Consider the following 22,277-nt stretch of genomic DNA (forward strand, 5'->3'; position numbering starts at 1 on the left):
CCCTGTTCCATACAGGGCTCTAAAAGTTTTATCTTAATAATTGAAGTACTCCTTGTGGAGCTTGGTTTGCCTGAGCAAGCATTGCTTGAGCTGCTTGATTTAATATATTGTTTTTTGAGAAATTCATCATTTCTTTTGCCATATCTACATCTCTAACTCTTGATTCAGCTGATTGTAAATTTTCTGATGATGTATTTAAGTTATTTATTGTGTGCTCTAATCTGTTTTGGTTTGCTCCAAGTTTTGCTCTTTCTGCTGATACTTTCTTTATTGCAGCGTCAACTGTGGATATTGCTGTTGTTGCATTAGTTGCTGTATCAACTGTAATTCCATCAACACCTAAATTTGCTGCTGACATACCACTAATTGATAATGTTATTGTTTGAGATTTATTAGCACCAATTTGGAAAGACTTATCCGCAAAGGTATTATCTAATAATTTTTGAGTATTAAATTCAGTTTGGCTAGATATTCTTGTTATTTCCTTATTTAGTTCATCAATTTCACTTTTTATAGCAGTTCTATCATCTGTAACATTTGTATCATTAGATGCCTGTACTGATAATTCTCTCATTCTCTGTAAAATTGAGTGAGTTTCAGTTAAAGCTCCTTCTGCTGTTTGAATAAGTGATATTGCATCTTGAGAGTTTCTTGATGCTTGATCAAGTCCTCTGATCTGTCCTCTCATTTTTTCTGAAATAGCAAGACCAGCTGCGTCATCTCCAGCTCTGTTGATTCTTAAACCTGAAGAAAGCTTTTCCATTGACTTTCCTGCTGCATTTGTGTTCATAGCCATGTTTCTGTGTGCATTCATAGCATTCATGTTGTGATTGATAATCATAATAAAATTCCTCCTTGAATTTCAATTTGCGGAAATCCTTTTCCACTTTTTTTATTTGTTATACTTAATATATCGTTAAGCTTTTCTATTGCTTAATAGCTTTTTTAAAATTTTTTTAAATTTTTTTATTAAAAAACACTGAGTCTACTGCAAACTTTTTATTATAGCTTTTATTTGCATTTTTCGAGACTCTTAGTTCATCTATATGCTTACGAATAGCTGATTTTTTTTCATTTGATAATTTTATTAACTTTTGATTTAACACTAATATATCTAAATTCCTGCATAAGCATAAAAACTCCTCTTTAGAGTATGTTAGTTTGTTTATTTCCTCTATTACATTTTGCCTATCAGATAATAGAATATCTAATCTATCATAATCTTCTTTTTCAACATTAGTTATAAGCTCTAAAGTTAGATTTTTATAATTAATTAGTTCTTCTTTTAAATTCATGATAAACTCTCCATATTAAGTTTATTCACCATACTTAGCTCAATCCAAGCTGACTAGCTAACCAGCTGCTTTGAGAATTCATATTATTCATTGCAGTTTCTAATTGTGCAAATTTCTTATAATATGCTTCTTCTTTATCATATATTCTTTCAAGCATTCCATCTATTCGAGTCTTCCTATCTTCAATTTGATTAGTAAGAGTATTCTTAAATTCAGTAAAATCTCCTTTAATCCCTGCTATTTCTAAAAGAGTCCCCTTTTTACCATTGTTATCTCTATAAGTTGATATATTGTCTTCAAAAATATCACTTAATCTATTGAAAATTCCTTCTTCGTTATATCTTACTTTTCTCTTATCACTTGTCATAGATCGTGAATAATAACTTTCACTTGTAGATTTTTGTATAAACAAACTCATTACTTTATTCGGATCATTTTTTAAAGCTTCTGTTAACTTTTCTTCATCTATAATTATCTTTCCTCTTTGAGATACATCTGATGAGGTGTTTAATCCTATTTCGAAGAAAGTAGTTCCCGCACCCTCGACATTGTCTGTAAATGCTCTTCTCATTTGACGAAGCATATTTTCTAAAGTACTATCTCCTGAAAGTATTCCTTGTTTAGCTTTTACTTCCCACTTTTCTATTTGTTCGTCACCCATGTCTTCTTTTTGATCATCGGTAAGCGGCAAATATGTGTACTGTTTCTTTTCTTCGACTACACTTGAAATTTTCCCAATGAGTTCATTATAGCTATTTATAAATTCTTTAATCTTATTCAATGTACCATCATTATCACCTTTAACTCCAAATGTTACTTCTCCAGTAGGCTTACTATTCAATGTGTAGCTAATACCATCAACTGCAAAGTTATTAGAACTTTGAATAATTGTATTACTTGAACCATTGGGTTGTGTTATCTTTACAACTACATCTTTACCATCTACAGCTGTTGCATTTCCAAATAAATTTTCTATAAACTTATTATCATCTGTTATTGTGATTTTCTGACTTGAACCTGTATCTTTTGAAGTCATATAAAATTTTCTATCTAATTGGCTATAAGATATATCAACATTTGAACCTTTGGAAATATCACTTAAAATATCAGAAATACTTTTATTCTTGGCACCTATATAAGTTTTTCCATCCTTGGTAACATCAGTTGCACTAGTAAAATCATACAAATATTCTTTATCATTTATAGTAAAAGTTACTTTAGATATGTCTATGCCATTATTGTTTATATAATCATTACTACCAAAATCTACTCCTGAATCCATGATTAGATTAATCATTTTATCACTATTGCTTTGATCTAGTTTAAAGCCACTTGATATTCCAAGTGTTTTAGCCGCATTACCTGTTACGGTTATTTGACTACTAGTGGTAGAATTAAATAAAAGTTTTCCATCAGCCGATTTGGATACACTGATAGTGCTTAATAATGGCTCAGTGCCAGACTTAGCTTGCAACTTATTATTGATTTCAGATATAAGTGTGTCAGTATCGTAAACACCTGCTGTTAATCCATCTAAACTAATAGTCGTTGATGATGTTCCACCACTGAATATTGTAAAAGATAATGTATCATTTACTCCTGTAATTATTCTCTTATCAAAAGATAAAGTATCACTATCAGATATAGTTGGATTTGAAAACTGTTCAGCACTTGCTCCTGTACTTCCTAAGGTCACTTTAGTATCAAATTTTATTACACTATTGTCACTAAATTTTGCTGTTCCAACTACACTAACATTATCTTTATCAGTAAAAGTTATATTTTGTCCATCAGCTGATTGCGCTTTATAACCTCCTGTTAATTTACTCGTTATCTTAGATGACAACTCTTCTAAAGTATAACTCCCATTATCTATAGTTATATTTTGAGTTGTTCCATTAACATCAATTGTTAAATTTTTATTTGTATCATCTATAGTAATCTTTTTAAGAAGTTTAATTGAACCGTCTTTTACTACTGCTTTAACATCATCACTAAGTTTCTTCTCACCACTTATATCTATCGAAGACATGTCCTTATTGATTTGTGTAGCTAAATCATTTAGATTAGCATAAGTTCCTGATGTTATAGTTACATTGTGGCTTACACCACTCTTATCAGTAACACTTAAAATATCGTTATAGTTTGTAGCGTCTACGTTTTTTATAACTATTGGAAACGAAAGTCCTGTGGTAGCTTCTTTTACATTTATATTTTTGGCTGCTGTAAGAGATGCTTTGGTTGCTATACTTTCAGAAGTTACTTCTATCTTATAATTCCCTTCTATAGCTCCAGTTGCAGCTTTAGCCGAAACTGAAGTATTTGATACATCTGAAGGAGTTACTTGAAAAGCTGAAAAGTTATTACTTGACAATATATAGTCCTTTGACAGCACATCAAAATATTTACTTTTAAGTGAATTTATCTGTCCTATATAATCTCTATATGCCTCTTGCTTCCATTGAAGTATTTGTTGCTGCTGCTTTACCTTATCTACTCTGGCATAATATGCAGTCATCATTTGTTTTATTGCCGCATCTGTATCTATGCCAGTAGCCATTCCAGTAACTCTTAATTTGTTGCTTGCTGATGTGATACTACTCATTTTAAACAGTCCTTTCTATATATATTTTAAATTTACTTCACCACTTTAGAAAGTTTATATGTTTCATTCCAAGTATCTCTAATATCTTCTATTAGTGGAATAACTTCATCAACAATTTTTACATCTTTTTTAATATTAGCTTCAGTTAACTTTCTAACAATAAAGTCATAAATACTCATTAAATTTTGTCCCCATTCTCCAGCTTGGCTAACATCTAATGTAGCCATTAACTCATAAAATATATCTTGAGTTTTAACTAAATTACTGTGGGCCTTAGTAATGTTTCTTTCTTCAATGCCTTGTCTTCCTATTTTAGCAAACTTTACTGCTCCATCGACAAGCATTAAAAGTAGCTGCTCCCTTGAAGCAAAATTTACGCTATTTGTTTTATACGCATTATATGCATTATTTCCATACATATATAGACCTCCCATTTATAAAGCTACATATTATCTTTTAGTATCTAGAAACCTTCCTGAAGTTAAACTTTCTTTATCTTTACTCTCTATAGAAGCTTCTATATTCACAACTTTCATCTTTACTGCTTCAATTAGAATCTTATTTCCTTTTTTATTTTCCTTATCTTCTTTATCCTGTTGTTTTGCCTTTTTCAAACTCTTTGAAAATTCATTCTTACTCTTTCCTTCTGGATTCCCTCCATCTTTTTTTATTGATATTTCATCTTTTCTATGGACAACTCCATCCCTAACAGAATCCTCAATTCTTTGACGAACATCCAAATCCACTTTATTGAGTTTGTATTCCATTTAGGCCTTTTCATCCATAACTAATCCTGCTAGTTCACAAAGCTTGTCCACCATATCAATAAGTTTTTTGGGAGGGAGTTCCTTTATTACTTCTTTTGTGATACTATCAACTATCTTTATAGTCATACTTTTAGACTTTCCGTAAAGTTCATATTCTATATGAATATTTTTATCTTCAAAAAGCTTGTTTAACTTTTCTGCTGCCTTTTCTACATCTGATAACTTAATCTCTTTTTCTAAATTATTATTTATCTCCTCACGGTTAACATTATTATTTATGATTGCCTCATTTGAGCTTTTTAAGCTTATGTCAAAATCTCTTTGTCCTCCTTGACTTAACACTTTAACATCCATGCTTTAGACACCCCTTATATTACTTTTATTTTCCTTTAAGGTTTTTAAGTATTGACATGTCAATTTTTGCAGCTTCCTTGTTTTCATTTTGAACTTCATTATATAGTTCTTTTCTTAGTATGGTTACTTCTTTAGGTGCAGATATAGCAATTTTTACAGATCCATCATCTATTTTTGCAATAGTTATTTCTATATTGTCTCCTATTAATATGGATTCTCCTTTTTTTCTTGTTACTACTAACATGAACTTTCCTCCTTAAAAAGGGGCTCTTTTATTCTGTATTTTTCGTTATCTAGTATTATTTGTTCCCCAACTTTTCCTTTTATATTTATTATTATTGGAGCTTTCATGTTAATTGTGATATTTTTTACATTGCTATTTAAGGTAACCGTATTTAAAACTAGTATTTCTTCATGGGAATTTACACTTAATTCATTTATTTTCTCATCTGATAGTTTGAATTCATAAGTTTCGTCTACATGAAAAGGAGATATGGCAGGTATTCCAACTTCTATATCTTCTACTGAAATTAAGATGCTAAATACCTCATTATCTTCAAATGGGACTACTATAAATTTCTTTAGATTTTCAAATCCAGGAAGCCCTTTTTTAAATGTAATTATATCTTCTTCATTATATTCAATTGTACCATGGTACTTTGTAATAAGTTGCATAAAAATCCCTCTTCCTATCTTAAGTAGTCCATTAAAGTTGGCTGTATTACTTTTGCACTAGTTTGAAGAGCTGCTATATATACTGTTTGCGCTGTAGCAAACTGCATAGTTTTTTCAGTTATATCTATGTCTTCAGTTTGAGAAAGTATATCAGTAAGATTCAAGTTTTCATCTAGGTTCTTTTCCTTTGCACTTTCCATAGCATTCATCTTTGCTCCTACTTGTGAACGCAGCTTTAATATATTATTTATTACCGCATCCATATCCTCCAAATCCTGACCCGTTAACGCATCGCTGGCAGATGATAAGTTTTCTTCCCACCCACTGCCATCAGTATTTTCAAAATTTCCATCCAAATGCTTTACTATGTTTTCTAATATATCTTTAACATTCATATTTACTTCACCTGCAGCATTTGACTTTTTATATTTGAATTCCAAAATATCTGTAGCTGTAACATTATATTCTACTGTAACTCCTTGAGAGATTTCTGTAACCAGCCTTTCACTCATAATGCTTTCAGCATCATCTAGATTTGATCCATCTGAAGTTTTATAAGTTATAATATTATTGCTTTCCTCTTCCTTTATTCCCACAGGCTTTGACGTCCCTCTAGTTCCTCCAAATATGTATTTGCCGTCAAAACTTGCATTTAATGTTTGAGATATATTGCTTATAATCCCATTAACCTCATCCTTTATCTTTTGTTTTTCATCGCTTCCATAAGCTACATTACCGGCTGAAACCATAAGTTCTCTCATTCTTTGAAATTGGTTACCTAATTGATTTAATGCTGTGTCTGTTTGATCAAGCCAGTTTATAGTGTCCTTTATATTTTCGTTGTACTGCTTATTCGAAGTTATATCAGTATGCATTTGCATAGCTCTTGCCACCTTAAAAGGATCATCAGAAGGTCTGCTAATTTCTTTGCCTGAGCTAAGCTGAGATTGAAGCTTCTTTAGATTTTGCAAATTGTTTTGCATATCGTATAAAAAGTTATTTGAAAGCATTTTATTTGTTACACGCACTTTTATAGTCCTCCTATCTTAACTATAGTTTTTGTTCTTAGGTATATATACTTTTAGTAATTAGTGCTTATCACTAACGTTTTAATCCATTAATGACAACATCAAGTAATTCATCCACTGTTGCTATTATTTTTGAGTTTGCTTGATAAGAATGTTGGAATTGTACCAAATTCGCCATTTCTTCATCTAACGATACTCCTGATACAGATGCTCTTGCTTCTTCGAAGCTTTGTAGAAGCACAAATTGATTTTTAACCATTCTTTTCGCCTGCTGAGTTTGTACACCTAATGCATCTACTACATCTTTAAAGTAGTTATTTACCTTCATTCCACTGGTTTTACCATTTATAGTTCCTATCACCTTAGTTGCATCACCAAAATTAGCATTACCACATAAATCATTTATAAAGCTTTTTCTATCTGTATCTTCTTTTATCTTCTGCACTTCCATAAGTTTATCCATAAGCTGAGCAATAGCTAGTGCTCTTGTTCCATCACTTTCTCCGCCGCCATCTTTTCCTGTTTTTATAAGCATAACATCTTTTATTATATCCTTATTTATAGATATGTTTCCTGCAGTGATTTCTGCTTCTCCAGCTGCAGTAGCCTTATCTTTATTTACAAAGAAAAGACAATCATCTTTAGTTGCATCAGCCGTTTGTCCATGTACTGCATTTACAGAATAAGCTATAGACTTAGCTAACTTATTTAACTGGTCTATATACTTATCCACATCCTCTTGTACAGACATATATCCTTTAAATTCTCCAGAAGATGGAGTAAATTTCACTATACTTGTTGCACTTGGATACGTTGGAGGAGTTCCTGCCGTAGGGTCTTGAGACTTTCCATCAGATTTTAATAGCTTGCCTTCCTTATCTGTCCAAACCACCCTGCATTGATCCAATTCCATAAATTCTTCCTTAGATAAAGCTACATCTTTAACTACAACTCTGTTTGCATCATTTGTTATATCTCCATTTTTATAATATTCAATATTGTAGTTTCCTGTTGGTTTTCCAGATGCATCTAAAACAGGTTCTATGTTGCTTACATAACCAAGACGAGCCACATCATCTGGATTTATATCCTGTATTAAATTTATTCCTTCTGGAGTGTTGGCATCTGCATCTTTCTTTGTGCTTACATTTATTCCATTAAATATTTTTTTATCTATTGTTATTCCAAACTTCGAACTAAGTTGATCCAGTAATAAATCTCTTCTATCCATTAAATCATTAGGATTATTTTTTGCTACACTTACTTGAATTATTTCCTGATTTAGCTGGGTTATTTGATCTAATATCTTATTTGCTTCAAATACTGTTTGTTTTATAAGGTCTTGAGCATTTTCTTTTATACTTTCAAGCTTATTATAAGTATGATTTAATTCATTTGTTAGTGCTTGAGATTGCTCTGCAACTACAGTTCTTGCATTGGAAGTCTCACTTTGCTTTGAAAGCTCCTGCCATGAACTAAAAAATTTGCTTATGAGGCTTGATAAACCTGTTTCACTTGGTTCGTTAAATACTCCCTCTATTTCAGTTAAGAATTTATCTCTTCCTGAATACCATCCATCAATTCCAAGTTCTTCACGTACCTGATAATCTAAAAATGTATCCCTTATTCTTGTAATTTGAGATACTTGTACTCCCGTACCTACTTGTCCTGCTTCAGCTGAACTGTTAAGAGAAGGATTGGAATAAGGTCTTGTAGTTTGAAGCTCCGCCCTTTGTCTTGAATATCCTTCTGTGTTTGCATTTGCTATATTATGAGAAATTGTGTTTATGACCTTTTGGTTTGAAAACAAACCAGATTTACCTATATTTAAAGTACCAAATAATCCTGACAACTTTACTCCCCCTAAAAATAATAATTATGATATTATCTTTTCATTTTTCCATAGGCTCCATAAGTCTTTACACTTCTATCTGGGTTTATATATTGGAGCATTTTGTTTGTAAAACTTAAACTTTGCTTTATCAATAACTCATTTGTACTTTTTTGAAGTTCTAGTGAATGCAGTAACTTTTTTATTTCTCTATATTCTCGTTCAAGCTCTTCATCACCAAATTCCTCAACTATTTTGCTCATATCTTTACCAGTAGTTAAATTTCTTCTCTCCATTTCGATACTTGCAATTTCCCTTAAAGAATCATTTATATCTCCAACTATACTATCCATATTGAACACATCATTTTTAACTACAAATTTATGCTGCTTTTCTAGTCTTTCTAAAAGTGTTTCCAAAGCTCTTTTTTCATTTATAACAATTGACTTTAAATCCATAGCTCCTCCTATAACCTAATTTTACTTTTGTTCTTTTATAGCTCTTAATATGCTATCAGCTACAAGCTTAGAGTCCCTATTATAAATACCTTTTGATATTTCCTCTTTTATTTTTTCTAACTTTTCCGAAGAGTTTACGAGTTCTCCATTTGTAGAATATGCACTAAGACTTTTTCCTAAAGAAGAAATTTGTATAGAGTCTTTTTCATTACCCTTATCTTTTAGTTCTTTATTATCAAAACTCTTCTTATTATAAAGACTTATAATTTTATCTGCATTATTCACTCCTCCAACACGCATCTTTTACCCTCCTTCTATTATTTATTGCTGGTCATCAATTGATATTTATTAGTATTTAACTATATTTCAAACAATTATTCATCGTTATTATATCACATTTATTTATCTCAGCCTTTTCCAATTGATTCCAAAGATTCTCAACGTACTCTTATGTATATTATCGAACGCAGAATATAGTTATTTAGTTAAAAAATAAAAAAACCTTGCTTAATGCAAGGCTTTCTTAACTATTTTCCAAGGCTCCTAATCTTTTCTTCATTACTTACAATACTAGTAATTCTTACTCCAAAGTTCTCATCTATTACAACTACTTCTCCATATGCTACACGTTTACCATTTACTAAAACTTCCACTGGCTCTTCTGCAAGTTTATCAAGTTCCACTAAAGAACCTGTAGCTAAATTTAAAATATCTCTTATATTCATTTTAGTCCTTCCAAGTACTACAGATACTTCTAAAGGCACATCCATAATAAGATCGATATTTTTAGGTAATGCAGTTCCATGTTTTCCCTGTTGTTGTAAAGGTTGAAATGTAGCTTGATGAACTTCTACAGGCTTTTCATAACTCATCATAGCTGCTTCTGAATTAGAAGGCCCAGTATATAAATTTTCCTGATATGTATTGTAATTACTATCATTAGTTTTGCCCTGAGAACTAGAAGTTTCTACTTCTTTATAATAATGTTGTTCTTCTTTTTTATTTTCTTGTATAGATTCTTCTTGACCAAGCATTATAGATACTATTTTCCTTGCAGTATTAATAGGTAAAAGCTGCATTATACTGCTGTCTACGAGATTTCCTATAGTCAATTTAAAAGATATTTTTACTATTGCTTCAGATTCTGCTATATTGTCTGAAAGCGGCTGTGTTAAGTCTATCCATACTTTTGATTGCGGTGGAGATATATTTACTTCTCTTCCAAACATAGTTGCCATAGAAGTAGCTGCAGAACCTATCATTTGATTCATAGCCTCTGATACAGCACTAAGCTCTAATTCTGAAAGTTCTCCATCACTTTGTTCTACTTCACCATTGCCACCCATCATAAGATTGGCAATTACATAGGCATCTGTAACCTGCATAAGAAGCAGATTTTCACCTATAATACCACTTGTATATTGAACCTCTAAAGCTAAATTAGGCACTTTAAAATCAGCTTTTAGCTTCTCTAAAGTTGTCACGCTAACAACAGGAGTTGTTATATTTACCTTTTGGTTTAATATTTGAGATAATGCAGTAGATGCAGATCCCATGGATATGTTTCCTATCTCACCTAAAATATCCTTTTCTATATCTGTAAATACGTTATCCACATCATCATTACTGCTTTGTTCAGTGGAATTGCTTTCATCTACAAAATCACTTAATTCTCCACTCAGTAGTGCATTTATTTCTTCTTGTGAAAGAAAGTCGTTACTCATCTTTTTCCACATCCTTATCTATAATATCTAATATCTGTATTCCCATCTTCCTTCCAATAGTGCCTGGTTTTGCGTAGGCATATTCTTCATCTCCTACCATTACAGTTACTGTTGAATTTATTTCCTCTTTTAAAGTTAATACATCTCCTACACTAATTCTTAGGAAATCTTCTACGGTTATAGAAGTCTTTCCAATTAAAGCAGAAACATCAGTTTCAACTACATCCATTCTCTTTCTTATCTTTTCTCTTGATTGAGATAAAATCTCCTCATCATTATCCTGAAACCAATATTGTACTATTAATTTATCTAGTATCTTCTCAATACTTAAATATGGAATACACATATTTATAAAGGTATTGTTTTTTCCCATTTCAACAGAGAATGTTATAAGTGCTACGGGTTCTGAAGGAGCCAGAGTTTGACTTAAGGCAGGATTGGTCTCTAAACCCTCTATTTCAGGGTGTACTTCAAGTACATCTTCCCATGCAAGTTTTAAACTTGATATCATTCCTTCATTTACCTTTTTTATTATATTTTTATCTATATCAGTAAATTCTCTTACCTTATATTTCCCATGTCCTGTTCCCCCTAAGAGCACATCCGTTACTTCAAATACAAATTGTGGATTTTCTTCAAATAAAATAGTGGCACTTAAAGGAGGCATTTTAAATACTGTTAGCATAGTTGGATTGGGAATGGAATGTATAAACTCTTCATATGTTATTTGCTCTATTGTTTCAATCTTAACTTTGACATTGGCTCTTAATTGGGCTGTTAAATAATTAGATATTATTCTGGCATAATTATCGTGTATTAGCTCTAATGTCCTCATGTGATCCTTAGAAAATTTTTGAGGACTTCTAAAATCATATAGTTTTATCTTTTGTTTTTCCTCTTCTTTATTTACTTCTTCAGGATTTAGTTCCCCCGTAGATAAGGCATTTAAAAGGGCGTCTATTTCACTTTGTGATAAAACTTCTGCCATTTGTTCCCCTCATTTCCTGCTAGTTTGCAAGGAGTTTGTCTATATCAATTAAAGTTACTATTCTATCTTTAAAATTTATAACTCCTTTTACGTATAACTCCATTTGTTCATCTTCAACTCTTTCAATAATATCTTCATCTATTTCAAGCACTTCATCTACTTTATCTACAACAATACCTACCAGCTCTTCTTCCATATGAAGTATTATTATATTATTTTGAGTTGTATCTAATTTTTCTAAATTTAATATAAGGTTTATATCTAAAAGTGATATTACATTTCCTCTTAAATTTATAAGTCCTTTTATATATGCCGGTGCGTTAGGCACCTTTGTTATTTCCATCATATCATTTATTCCCTGAACTCTTGCAGTTTCCACCGCAAACTGTTCATTACTTAAAGTAAATACTACAACCTGCACTGTAAAAACACCCCCAATGTTACAATCAATAGTTCCTACTTACTTAACTATTAATAGTTTTAGTTGAAATTCAGCTTTTGCTGAATTTCATCCACAACTATTAAATATTTGCTTTTACTAGTAACTATTATTTATCCAATAACCTTTTTTATTGCTTCAAGAACTCTATCTGCTTGAAATGGTTTTACTATGAAGTCTTTTGCTCCTGCTTTTATAGCATCCATAACCATTCCCTGTTGTCCCATAGCAGAACACATTATTATTTTAGCATCTGGATCCATTGATTTTATTTCTTTTACAGCTTGTATTCCATCCATATCTGGCATTGTTATATCCATAGTTACAACATCTGGTCTTTCCTTCTTATATAATTCAACTGCCTTTAAACCATTATTTGCTTCACCTATTACTTCAAATCCATTTTTTTCTAAAATATCCTTTATCATCATTCTCATAAAAGCAGCGTCATCAACAATTAATACTTTAGCCATTTTAATATTCCCTCCAAATTATATTACTCCTAGTGTATTTAATATTTTTTCTAATGAACCCGGCATTGGTATATAATAAAAGTGTGCATTTATTTCTGATTCTCCCTCTATAAATGCAGTTTCTATATCTAATACGTATTCATCAAATTGTCCGGATTCTATAAACGTAGTAGATAATATAGCACCTAACATATCATAAGTAAGTGCTGGTACTGATGGTATTATACTTAAATTGGTAAACCTGCCTATTGCATTCATATAAGTTGCAGAAAGTATATTACCGATTTCGGCCAGAACAGATTCACCCATCTCGTTTATATCTTCTCCCTTTTGACCTGTTAATGCTTCTATTACATGCATAGCTGTATTCTTTTTAAGCACAAGCAATATATTTCCTGGAGCATCTCCCAGTACTCTTACCAGTACTCCATATACTATTTCTTCTCCACTTAGGTTTGAAAATATATCCTCAAAAGATATGATATTGATAGCTGGTACAGACATATCGACTTTTTTAATTAAAAGCTGAGATAGTGCTGTAGCTGCATTTCCTGCTCCAATGTTCCCAACCTCTCGCAGTGCATCTAGTTGTAAAGGTGTAAGGTCCTTATATGACATAAAAATTCCTCCTTAAACTAAGGCTGCTACATCCAAGATAAGAGTTACAAGTCCATCTCCTAGTATTGTTGCACCTATATATTCTTTCATACCATGAAGTGTTTTACCTAGAGGTTTTATTACAATTTCTTGCTGTCCAAATAAACTATCAACCATAAGCCCAACATTTTTTTCTCCTACTTTAACAATTACTATATATTTCTTTAAACTATCAGATTCATTTAAATGCAGCTTCTTATTAAGTCTTATAAGTGGTATAACATCTTCATTATATATTATAACCTCTTTACTATTTGTCCTCTTCACTAAATTTTCACTGAAGTCTATAACTCTATCTATATATCCTAGAGATATTGCCATGGTTTCTGACCCTATCTTCACTAAAAGAGCCTGTATTATTTGAAGCGTTAATGGAAGTTTTATTATAAATGCTGATCCTTTATCCTTTTCACTTACAACCTCTACAGTACCACCAAGTGATGAGATTTTTGTCTTAACCACATCCATGCCTACGCCTCTACCTGATATGTCTGTTACCTTTTCATTAGTACTAAATCCTTGAAGAAATATTAGATTTATTATATCATATTCTGACATTCCCTCAGTATTTACGCCTATTCTTTCGGCCTTTTCCCTTACCTTGTCTACATTTATTCCGCCACCATTGTCTTCTACTTTTATAACTGCTTTGGTACCTTCTTGATAAGCTACAAGTTTTATTTTCCCTACTGGATCTTTACCCCTTTTGATTCTTTCTTCTCTTGACTCTATTCCATGATCAGCTGCATTTCTTATAAGATGAATTAAAGGTTCTCCTATTTCATCTATTACAGTTCTATCAAGTTCTGTATCTTGCCCTTCTATTATAAGTTCCATATCTTTATTTAGTTCTACGGATAAATCTCTGATCATTCTAGGGAATCTATTAAACACAACATCTAATGGCAGCATCCTAATCTTCATTACTAAGTCTTGAAGATCAGATGTAGTTCTTGCAACCTGTTCTAAGGTTTCATTTAGTTCTCCAAGTTTATAATTTAAGCTTATTTGTTCAAGTCTAGTTCTGTGGATTACAAGCTCCGATACCATATTCATAAATTTATCTAATCTTTCTAAATCTACTCTTACGGATTGGTGCTGTTTTTTATGTGTAGTTTCCTTATTGTTACTTGAAGTGTTTTTAACACTTACATTTTGCTTGATGTCTTTTTTAATATCCTCTTTTACCTTAGTCTCTTCAACCTCTATTACCTTTTCGTTTATTACTTCTGAAGCCTTAATATCTTCTTTAACTTTTCTGGCCTTTTCTTTTTGTAAATTTACTTCTTCAATTATTACGTTATTTACTTCAGATATACTCATAATAACATTATATATATCTTCTTGGCTACTACTTGAAATATATACCACATCGAATTCAAATTCAAAATTTTCATTTTCAATATCTTCAGCACTAGGCAGAGATTTTATTATTTCTCCAGAATCTTCTAGGCTCTTAAATATTAAAAATGCTCTTGCAGATTTAAGCAAGGTATTTTCAGATAAACCCACTTTTATATGATATGGTATATAACCTCTTTCCATGGCTGCTTTAATTATATCTATATCATATTCATTTAGTTCTATATTTAACTTATCATTTATGGTAAATTCATTATTTTCTACACTATTATAGACTTCTTGATTTAGTCTATTTTCATTTTCTATTTCTTTTTCTTTAATGTGTTGTAGTTCATTCATTATATCGTCTATAAATACTGCCTCTTCTATGTCTTCAGAAATATTATTTACCATTCTCTCTAGAGTGTCTAGACATTTAAATAATACTGTTACTACCTTTTCTGTTACCTTAAGCTCTCCATTTCTAAATTCAGCTAAAACGTCTTCCATTTTATGCGTAAGTTCTGCCATTTGATTAAATCCCATGGTAGCAGCCATACCTTTTATAGTATGAGCTACTCTGAATATTTCATTCACTCTATCTAAATCATTTGGCTCCTGTTCTAGCTGAAGCAGTGATTCATTTAAAGTTTGAAGGTTATCCATAGACTCTTCAAGGAACATGGACATGTATTGTGATGTATCCATTTTGTACCCTCCTTATACCTTTCTATAAATAAAGGTTGAAGTTTTTTCAAACCCAAATTCTTTATAATTATATATACTCTCAGTAGCCCCTACAAAAAGAAGTCCTCCTTTTTTTAAAGAGGCATGAAACTTTTTATATATCTCATCCTTTATATTGGAATTAAAATATATAACTACATTTCTGCATACAATAAGATCAAAGTTTGATTCGTAGTTATCTAAAATCAAATCATGTTTTTTGAATTTAACCATATTTTTTATTTTATTATTTACTACATACTTGTCTCCTATTTGAGTAAAGTATTTTTTAATATCATTCTTACTTACATTTTTAATTTCAGATTCTGCATATTCCCCCTTTTGAGCTCTTTGCAGAATAGTATTATCTATGTCTGTAGCCAAAATGCTATGATTTCCATTTGGTGCCACTTCATCAAGTATCATAGCTATGGAATATGGTTCTGCCCCTATGGAACATGCTGCGCTCCAGATTTTTAAGTTTTTATTATTAGGCAAAAGTTCTGATCCTATTTTGTTTTTTAAATCATAAAATATTTCAGGGTTTCTAAAGAATTCCGATACATTTATCGTTATAAAATCTAAAAACTTTTGCCTTTGCCCTGAATCTTTTTTTAAAATAGCAATATATTCTTCTACAGAATTTACTCCTACTCTTGACATTAGACTTAAAAGTCTCCTATGTAGCTGAGTTTCTTTGTAAGCTGAGAGGTTTATTCTAAACTCTTTATATACCCACTGCTTAAAATATTCCAAATCCATAGTTTACCTCCCATTCCCTTTAACTATCTTAACTATTTCGGACGCCACCTTATCTAATCTTAAAACCATATCCACCATACCTGTTTCATATGCTGCCTTTGGCATACCATATATTACACTAGTAGACTGATCTTCTGATATAGTTATGCCTCCGCTTTTTTTAACTTCTACAGTACCTTCTGCTCCATCCCTTCCCATACCAGTAAGAACTACACTCATTAATCTTTCTTTGTATACTGCTGCTGCAGATTTGAAAAGTTTATCCACTGCCGGCCTAACTCCCCAAACTGTAGGTTCTTTATTTAAGTGTATTTTCTTATCTTTTCCTACTTCCATATGGAAACCACCTGGAGCTATATATACAACGTTATTTGAAACTGATTGGCCATCATAGGCTTCAACTACTGTAATTTTACTTTTACTATTTAATCTTTCTGCAAATGCCTTTGTGAAGGTAGCGGGCATATGCTGTACAACAAATACAGGAATTCCTAAACCCTCAGGCAGATTTGCTATAACTTCATGAAGTGCCTTTGGCCCACCTGTGGATGCTCCAATAACTAACGCTGATATTTTATTGGCAAACTTTTTTTTAGGTATAGACTTATTTTCGTCGTTTAATTCCTTTGATATATCTTTTGATATAGCTCTTATTTCTTCAAGAGTACATCCATTTTGACATCTCTCATAAGCTAAATTTAATTTGCTTATTAGTTCATTTCTCACTTTGTCTATATCTAATGAAATAGCCCCTGAAGGTTTCGCTATAAAATCAAAAGCCCCATTTTCCAAACATTCCATAGTAAGCTCTGAGGATTTTTTAGAAACACTGCTTAAAACTATTACAGGAATACTTATATTTCGCGTTCTTAATTCTTTTAACGCCTCAATACCATTCATTACTGGCATTTCCACATCTAATGTTACTACATTTGGTTTTACATCTTCAAGCTTTTTTAAAAAATCTTGCCCATTTCTTGCAATTGCCACAACTTCCATATTATTTTCTGAGTTTATCATATCGGATATTATTTTTCTCATCAGTGCAGAATCGTCTACTACCAATACTTTAAACTTTTTCAAGGCATATCAGCTCCATTAAATTTCTTTTATTCCCATACCAACTGTTTTAATTTGTACTATACCATTTTTCAAATCAAGTATCATAGTTCTTCCCTTATTTCCTCCAATGTCTTCTGCCATTACAGGGATAGATAATTCCTTTAAAATCTTTTTTACAGCAGTTCCATTACGAGAACCTATATCCATGTTCATACTTTTATCAGAAAAGCTAAACATCGAAGCTCCTCCAGCTATTTTAGCTTTTAAATTTCTCTTAACCGCTCCCATCTTTTGCATTTTTTCTATTAAAAGAGGTATTCCCAAGTCTGCAAATTTAAGGGGATTTGATATATTATTAAATTGAGTACTATCTGGAAGCATTATGTGCAGAAGCCCCCCTACATTATTTACTTTATCATACATGGCTATACCTATGCATGAACCAAGTCCTACTGTTATTATCCTATGAGGGGACAAGGCCGCATCCATATCTGCAATTCCAACCTTATATTCTATCACTTCCATAGCATGCACCTTTCATAAAAACTTGTTAAATATTTATAATAAAATTAATAATTTATATAAATTATATATTGAAACATCTGAAATGAGTCTAACTGTGTGATTTATAATGAAATTAAAATTTTCTATAAATCATGCAAATCATGCATCTGACGTCTTTCGTCTTCTGTAAGTATTGTTGCTAAATTTAAAAATATTATTATTTTTTTATCTATCTTTATAAGACCTTTAATATATCTTTTTGAGATTCCTCCCACTATTTGGGGAGCATCTTCTATATTTTCCTTCTTTACATCTTTCACTTCTAAAACCAGGTCAACTATTATACCTGTTTTATAATCATTTTGTTTTGCAACTATTATTTTAGTATCTGCTGATTTTTCTTTACTCTCTATTGAAAACTTTTTATTTAAGGATATTACAGGTAAGATATTTCCTTCATAATTCATTACTCCTTCTAAAAACTCAGGTGAGTCTGGAAGCTTTGTGGGCTCCTCATATCCTAAAATCCTTTCAATTTCCATTATATCTGTGGCATAATAGTTACTGCCTACACTAAATATAAGAACTTTTAATTCCTCATTATTCACTATATCCCTCCTATAACATCAGTTTATCAAGAATTAATTCTCCCCTGTCGTCTAAATAAGCATGAACATCTTTACTTGGTGTATTTAATACGACTTCCCTATTTCCTATTACATATACTGTGTTAGTATATGCTATATCGCACCATATACTTCCTCCACGTTCCACCATAAGTGTAGTTTTAACCCCACCTTCACTTCCTACGACCTTACATTTTATTTCATTTTGAGCTTTTAATGTTCCTCCTCTTGAAACGGCCTTTTGTCCTATAAAATGTATGCTTCCATTGGCAATTATCTCTGAAACATACTGACCTTTTCCGGTAATGATTACATCTCCTGTACTCTTTATACGGGAATCTTGTGAATAAGCTAGTTTAATATTTACTGGAAGTATAAGCGCTCCATCCAATTCCCTTGTTATGCTGTCTATACATTTTGTGATTAAATCTAACTCTGAATAATGTTTCACATTTACAGGGGCTAATCCCATTAATTTATGTTTTATAAGTGGAATAAGCTCTTCTTGTCCTTTTGCATCTCCTACTAGTTTAATATGACCAATAATATTAAGACAAACTCTATTTAAATTTTTAAACTTGGTTTCGATAAGTGCTTTTAATATTTCACCATCTTTTCTATCACTACCCAAAATATTAAATTTCTTTATTTCCCCTATGTTATTTATAATATCACTCAGCATAGATTTAAGTGCATTTAAAGCTTTTACATATTGAAGCTTGTCTACATTTATTCCACCTGCAAGAATTGTACTAGATACTGCATTTCCACGAATATCTATATTTCCTTTAGCGATAATAGATGCCCTATAGACGTCCTTATGAACAGTTACACAATTCCCTGCTTCAACCTTCATACCTTCTTTCACACTACCAAGTATATCTATATCCCCTATAAATTTAACATCTCCAGTTTGTAAATCTACGTCTGACTTGATTTGGTGTATAGAATATACATATATAGTATTGCCTTTTACACAAGGTTTCCCTTCTATAGCAGCTATAATTATATTATCATCTTTAATAGTGCAACCATCACCTAATTTAATCTTTATCTTTTTTCCTGCCTTATGCTTTCTAACCTTGCCCATCACATCTTTTCCATCATGCCCTGGCTTTCCAAGATGTTTTATGGCTATTACAGCTCCCTTTTCTATTGACTTTATATTACCTATACTTTTAAAATCAACATTTCCATTCTTATCTTCTTGAAAGTTCACATGATCATCACTTACAGAAAACTTATATTCCATATAATCGTCTTCTTCATCTACAGGGTAAATACCCTTTGCTATTAAAACTTTCTCGCAACCTTCTTCTACATATTTTGCTATATTTTCCTCTATTATATCACAAATAATACCTTTTTTGACCAACTCTTCTTTAATTTCTTTTACTGTATATTTTATAGGCATAATTTGATCTTTTACAACTTTTTGTAAGATAACACTGTTTCCCTCTTCTGCATCTTTTAACTTATAAATAAGCTTTGGCTCATAAGCTATGCTTATATAAGCATTCATCCTGTCATCTGATATAGCTATATTTAAATATCTCTCAGGAAATTTCTCATCTTCTAATTCTATTTCTATTACACTATTTTCGTAAACTTCAACTCTACCATGTACCAGTTCACTATTTATTTTTACTTTAATAGAATCATCTATTATGAGACATGCTGCTTTATTATTTTCATTGGGGTTTTTAATCGTTATTTTCCCATCCTTAATCATTACACTACCGCTTATATTCATAGCTGTAGATGTATTTGTTTTTGTGGCTATATTTGTTATTGTTTCCATACAAAATTCCCCCTATTTAAATAATTATCCACATGTATTCAAAATAACTTATAGCACAATACACTATGCTTAAGGCTTTTCTATAGTTATCGTTGCCATTCCCTCAATCTTTATTTATTTTTATCAATATATCTTAAAATCTTGTTATTATAACATTCCATAACGTATTTTATAATTTCATTTTCCGATGAATTAAGTTTAACATTCCCTACTTCACTTATGGGAAGAACATCAAATGGAGTACTAGACAAAAATGCACCCTTTACTGCATTTAAATCTTCTGCATTTATACTTTTCTCTATAACACTTATAGAATTTTCACTACATATATCCAATATTGTACTTCTTGTTATTCCTGGGAGCACCCCTGATATTGGTGTTGTATATAAGTTTTTATCCCTTACAAAGAATACATTTGATTTGCTTCCTTCAGTTATATAGCCCTCTTTATCCACTAATATAGCTTCATATATATTTTTTTCTTTTATGAATTTATCTACTTCTTCTCTAAAAGACAAGTTCAATACCTTTGCATTTGGATTCACTCTTTCCTTATAGAATAAATCAGTTTTTACGCCTTCTTTATATTGATATTCCTTTGGAAAATTAGTCTGCTCTAAGTAAGCTACAAATAATTTTTTATCAAAATTCAATATAAATTTTATACTTCCCTCTTTTATGTTATTGACTTCTATAAGAGTCCTAAGTCTTTTACTTATAATTTCATCACTTAAAAATATTTCAAATCCTGTAAGCCTTCCTGAATTATGAAGTCTTTGCAAATGCTTTTCTAAAAAAAGAGGAGTACTTTCTTGAACTTTTATTACTTCATAAAGACTTTTGCCATATTTAACATATTCATCTTTAAACTCTATTGCGGTAACCTTTTCATCATCTTTTAAAAAAAACTTACCCAATACATACATAAATCTTTCACCTCCAAGTGAGTCTTTCAATACTTTCATGATTTTTTCTATAGTTAATTAAATATGGATTTCCAACCAATTTAAACAACGGAAGGTCTGACAATGAATCTGAATACATATAGGAATTTTTAAAGTCCACATTCAAATTTTCTTCCTTTAATACTTGCATTAATCTAATTACTTTTTCTTCACCTTTGCAGTTTTTACCTTCAATTTTTCTTCCATAAATACCATTTTTACAAGTAAATCGAGTTCCTATTATCTTATCTACTATGTCTATATTATATAACTCATTTAAGTAAAATTCTGCTGATGCAGAAATTAAGTATATTTTATATCCCTTTTCTTTTAATTTTCTCATTGTATTTATAGCATCTATATAAAGTATCTTACTTAATTTTTCTTCATAAAAATTTTTTACTAAAACTTTCATTTCTTCTTGTTTTACGCCATCAATAAATTTTATGAAATTTTCCTTTGCAGCATGTGCATCATATATCTTAAAGGCATAGAATATACCTGTTATTAATACTTTAGGGAGAAATTTTATAAGTTTTGGATCTTTACTCAACATAAATTTATAAAACTCTATCAAGGTTTCTTTTTTAGTTAAAGTATAATCCACATCAAATATTGCAAGACGAACCTTTTCGTCATTATTAATGTCTATTGCTTCTTTATTACTATTGTTATCCAAAGCAAAGCATCCTCCTTTTAGTTATAAATATTAAAGGTTAACAAAAAGAACCGTATCAACGGTTCTTTTTAAGCAAATTATTTTTCTTGTTCATCACAAAGTGATTGATAATAAGCTGATACTTCATCAAATTCTTCATCTTCTGGTATAACTAGTTCTCCCTCTTCTCCTTCTCCTACGATCTTGAAAAGATATACTGAACCATCTTCTGGATTTTGCACTAATGCATATTCATTATCTTTATACTCAAATCCATCTACAACTTCACACGCAACAGTGTTGCCGTTTTCATCTTCTAGATCTACCATTAACGCTTCATGTCCGTGATCATCACCACATCCACATCCGCATCCTTCATGTTCATTTTCATGGTCGCTTCCGCATCCACATCCGCATCCAACTTCTTTTTCTTTATCCATATTTACTCTCTGGCCATATAAATATAACCAGATTGTCACCTCCTTTTTAGTTATGGTATAATTTTAACCTTTATTTAGTAATTTTAAAAGAGTTTTTTTAAATTTTCTTTAAAAAATTA

26 protein-coding genes are annotated in these 22,277 nt (G+C 31.0%); all 26 read right to left on the reverse strand.

The genetic code is table 11. The features are described from left to right. Window positions 1-28: 28 nt before the first annotated feature. Window positions 29-841, reverse strand: coding sequence for a flagellin N-terminal helical domain-containing protein (locus tag JOC70_RS04530; protein ID WP_204597687.1), 813 nt, complete (start codon window positions 839-841; stop codon window positions 29-31). A gap of 115 nt (window positions 842-956) precedes the next feature. Continuing rightward, a complete protein-coding gene (gene fliT / locus JOC70_RS04535; protein ID WP_204597688.1) occupies window positions 957-1,295 on the reverse strand; it encodes a flagellar protein FliT in 339 nt (112 codons plus the stop codon). A 34-nt stretch (window positions 1,296-1,329) separates the two neighbouring features. Further along, the gene (gene fliD, locus JOC70_RS04540; protein WP_204597689.1) at window positions 1,330-3,900 is read right to left on the reverse strand and encodes a flagellar filament capping protein FliD; all 2,571 of its coding nucleotides are present in this window, start codon (window positions 3,898-3,900) and stop codon (window positions 1,330-1,332) included. Window positions 3,901-3,932: 32 nt separating this feature from the next. After that, the gene (gene fliS, locus JOC70_RS04545; RefSeq protein ID WP_204597690.1) at window positions 3,933-4,319 is read right to left on the reverse strand and encodes a flagellar export chaperone FliS; all 387 of its coding nucleotides are present in this window, start codon (window positions 4,317-4,319) and stop codon (window positions 3,933-3,935) included. A gap of 30 nt (window positions 4,320-4,349) precedes the next feature. Further along, window positions 4,350-4,667: a hypothetical protein gene (locus JOC70_RS04550; protein ID WP_204597691.1), complete on the reverse strand. Its 318-nt coding sequence runs from the start codon at window positions 4,665-4,667 to the stop codon at window positions 4,350-4,352. Then, window positions 4,668-5,021: a flagellar protein FlaG gene (locus tag JOC70_RS04555; RefSeq protein WP_204597692.1), complete on the reverse strand. Its 354-nt coding sequence runs from the start codon at window positions 5,019-5,021 to the stop codon at window positions 4,668-4,670. Window positions 5,022-5,046: 25 nt separating this feature from the next. After that, window positions 5,047-5,265, reverse strand: a complete 219-nt coding sequence (csrA, locus tag JOC70_RS04560; protein WP_186429874.1) for a carbon storage regulator CsrA — start codon at window positions 5,263-5,265, stop codon at window positions 5,047-5,049. Next, a complete protein-coding gene (gene fliW, locus JOC70_RS04565; protein WP_204597693.1) occupies window positions 5,259-5,696 on the reverse strand; it encodes a flagellar assembly protein FliW in 438 nt (145 codons plus the stop codon). Before fliW ends, csrA begins: the two co-directional genes overlap by 7 nt. A gap of 14 nt (window positions 5,697-5,710) precedes the next feature. Beyond that, entirely contained in the window at window positions 5,711-6,724 is a 1,014-nt protein-coding gene (gene flgL, locus JOC70_RS04570; RefSeq protein WP_204597694.1) for a flagellar hook-associated protein FlgL, read from the reverse strand. Window positions 6,725-6,797: 73 nt separating this feature from the next. Next, window positions 6,798-8,576, reverse strand: coding sequence for a flagellar hook-associated protein FlgK (gene flgK / locus JOC70_RS04575; RefSeq protein ID WP_204597695.1), 1,779 nt, complete (start codon window positions 8,574-8,576; stop codon window positions 6,798-6,800). 32 nt (window positions 8,577-8,608) lie between these two features. Beyond that, complete coding sequence (locus JOC70_RS04580; protein WP_204597696.1) at window positions 8,609-9,013, reverse strand: flagellar protein FlgN; 405 nt, start codon at window positions 9,011-9,013, stop codon at window positions 8,609-8,611. Between the two features lie 21 nt (window positions 9,014-9,034). Next, complete coding sequence (locus JOC70_RS04585) at window positions 9,035-9,313, reverse strand: flagellar biosynthesis anti-sigma factor FlgM (protein WP_204597697.1); 279 nt, start codon at window positions 9,311-9,313, stop codon at window positions 9,035-9,037. Window positions 9,314-9,540: 227 nt separating this feature from the next. Next, on the reverse strand, window positions 9,541-10,737 hold the full coding sequence (fliY, locus tag JOC70_RS04590; protein ID WP_204597698.1) for a flagellar motor switch phosphatase FliY: 1,197 nt from the start codon (window positions 10,735-10,737) through the stop codon (window positions 9,541-9,543). Next, entirely contained in the window at window positions 10,730-11,725 is a 996-nt protein-coding gene (gene fliM / locus JOC70_RS04595; RefSeq protein WP_204597699.1) for a flagellar motor switch protein FliM, read from the reverse strand. Before fliM ends, fliY begins: the two co-directional genes overlap by 8 nt. A gap of 19 nt (window positions 11,726-11,744) precedes the next feature. Then, window positions 11,745-12,146: a chemotaxis protein CheW gene (locus JOC70_RS04600; RefSeq protein ID WP_035310749.1), complete on the reverse strand. Its 402-nt coding sequence runs from the start codon at window positions 12,144-12,146 to the stop codon at window positions 11,745-11,747. 131 nt (window positions 12,147-12,277) lie between these two features. After that, window positions 12,278-12,637 (reverse strand): response regulator, encoded by a 360-nt coding sequence (locus JOC70_RS04605; RefSeq protein WP_035310747.1) that lies wholly within the window; start codon window positions 12,635-12,637, stop codon window positions 12,278-12,280. Between the two features lie 18 nt (window positions 12,638-12,655). Next, on the reverse strand, window positions 12,656-13,255 hold the full coding sequence (locus JOC70_RS04610) for a chemotaxis protein CheC (protein WP_204597700.1): 600 nt from the start codon (window positions 13,253-13,255) through the stop codon (window positions 12,656-12,658). Window positions 13,256-13,267: 12 nt separating this feature from the next. Beyond that, window positions 13,268-15,343, reverse strand: a complete 2,076-nt coding sequence (locus tag JOC70_RS04615; protein WP_204597701.1) for a chemotaxis protein CheA — start codon at window positions 15,341-15,343, stop codon at window positions 13,268-13,270. Window positions 15,344-15,355: 12 nt separating this feature from the next. Beyond that, a complete protein-coding gene (locus JOC70_RS04620; RefSeq protein ID WP_204597702.1) occupies window positions 15,356-16,123 on the reverse strand; it encodes a CheR family methyltransferase in 768 nt (255 codons plus the stop codon). 3 nt (window positions 16,124-16,126) lie between these two features. Then, window positions 16,127-17,206: a protein-glutamate methylesterase/protein-glutamine glutaminase gene (locus JOC70_RS04625; protein ID WP_204597703.1), complete on the reverse strand. Its 1,080-nt coding sequence runs from the start codon at window positions 17,204-17,206 to the stop codon at window positions 16,127-16,129. Window positions 17,207-17,221: 15 nt separating this feature from the next. Continuing rightward, on the reverse strand, window positions 17,222-17,710 hold the full coding sequence (locus tag JOC70_RS04630; protein WP_204597704.1) for a chemotaxis protein CheD: 489 nt from the start codon (window positions 17,708-17,710) through the stop codon (window positions 17,222-17,224). Between the two features lie 122 nt (window positions 17,711-17,832). Next, on the reverse strand, window positions 17,833-18,297 hold the full coding sequence (locus tag JOC70_RS04635; RefSeq protein WP_204597705.1) for a chemotaxis protein CheW: 465 nt from the start codon (window positions 18,295-18,297) through the stop codon (window positions 17,833-17,835). A gap of 10 nt (window positions 18,298-18,307) precedes the next feature. Beyond that, window positions 18,308-20,116: a DUF342 domain-containing protein gene (locus JOC70_RS04640; RefSeq protein ID WP_243429027.1), complete on the reverse strand. Its 1,809-nt coding sequence runs from the start codon at window positions 20,114-20,116 to the stop codon at window positions 18,308-18,310. Between the two features lie 110 nt (window positions 20,117-20,226). Further along, the gene (locus tag JOC70_RS04645) at window positions 20,227-21,042 is read right to left on the reverse strand and encodes an aminotransferase class IV (RefSeq protein WP_204597706.1); all 816 of its coding nucleotides are present in this window, start codon (window positions 21,040-21,042) and stop codon (window positions 20,227-20,229) included. A 7-nt stretch (window positions 21,043-21,049) separates the two neighbouring features. Beyond that, window positions 21,050-21,739, reverse strand: a complete 690-nt coding sequence (locus JOC70_RS04650) for an HAD-IB family hydrolase (protein WP_207755221.1) — start codon at window positions 21,737-21,739, stop codon at window positions 21,050-21,052. A gap of 77 nt (window positions 21,740-21,816) precedes the next feature. Next, window positions 21,817-22,158 carry a DUF1292 domain-containing protein gene (locus tag JOC70_RS04655; RefSeq protein WP_204597707.1) on the reverse strand — a complete coding sequence of 114 codons (342 nt, stop codon included), beginning with the start codon at window positions 22,156-22,158 and terminating at the stop codon, window positions 21,817-21,819. Between the last annotated feature and the right edge of the window lie 119 nt (window positions 22,159-22,277).

This window comes from Clostridium pascui, from assembly GCF_016908015.1.
GTDB classification, from domain to species: Bacteria; Bacillota; Clostridia; order Clostridiales; family Clostridiaceae; genus Clostridium_AK; species Clostridium_AK pascui.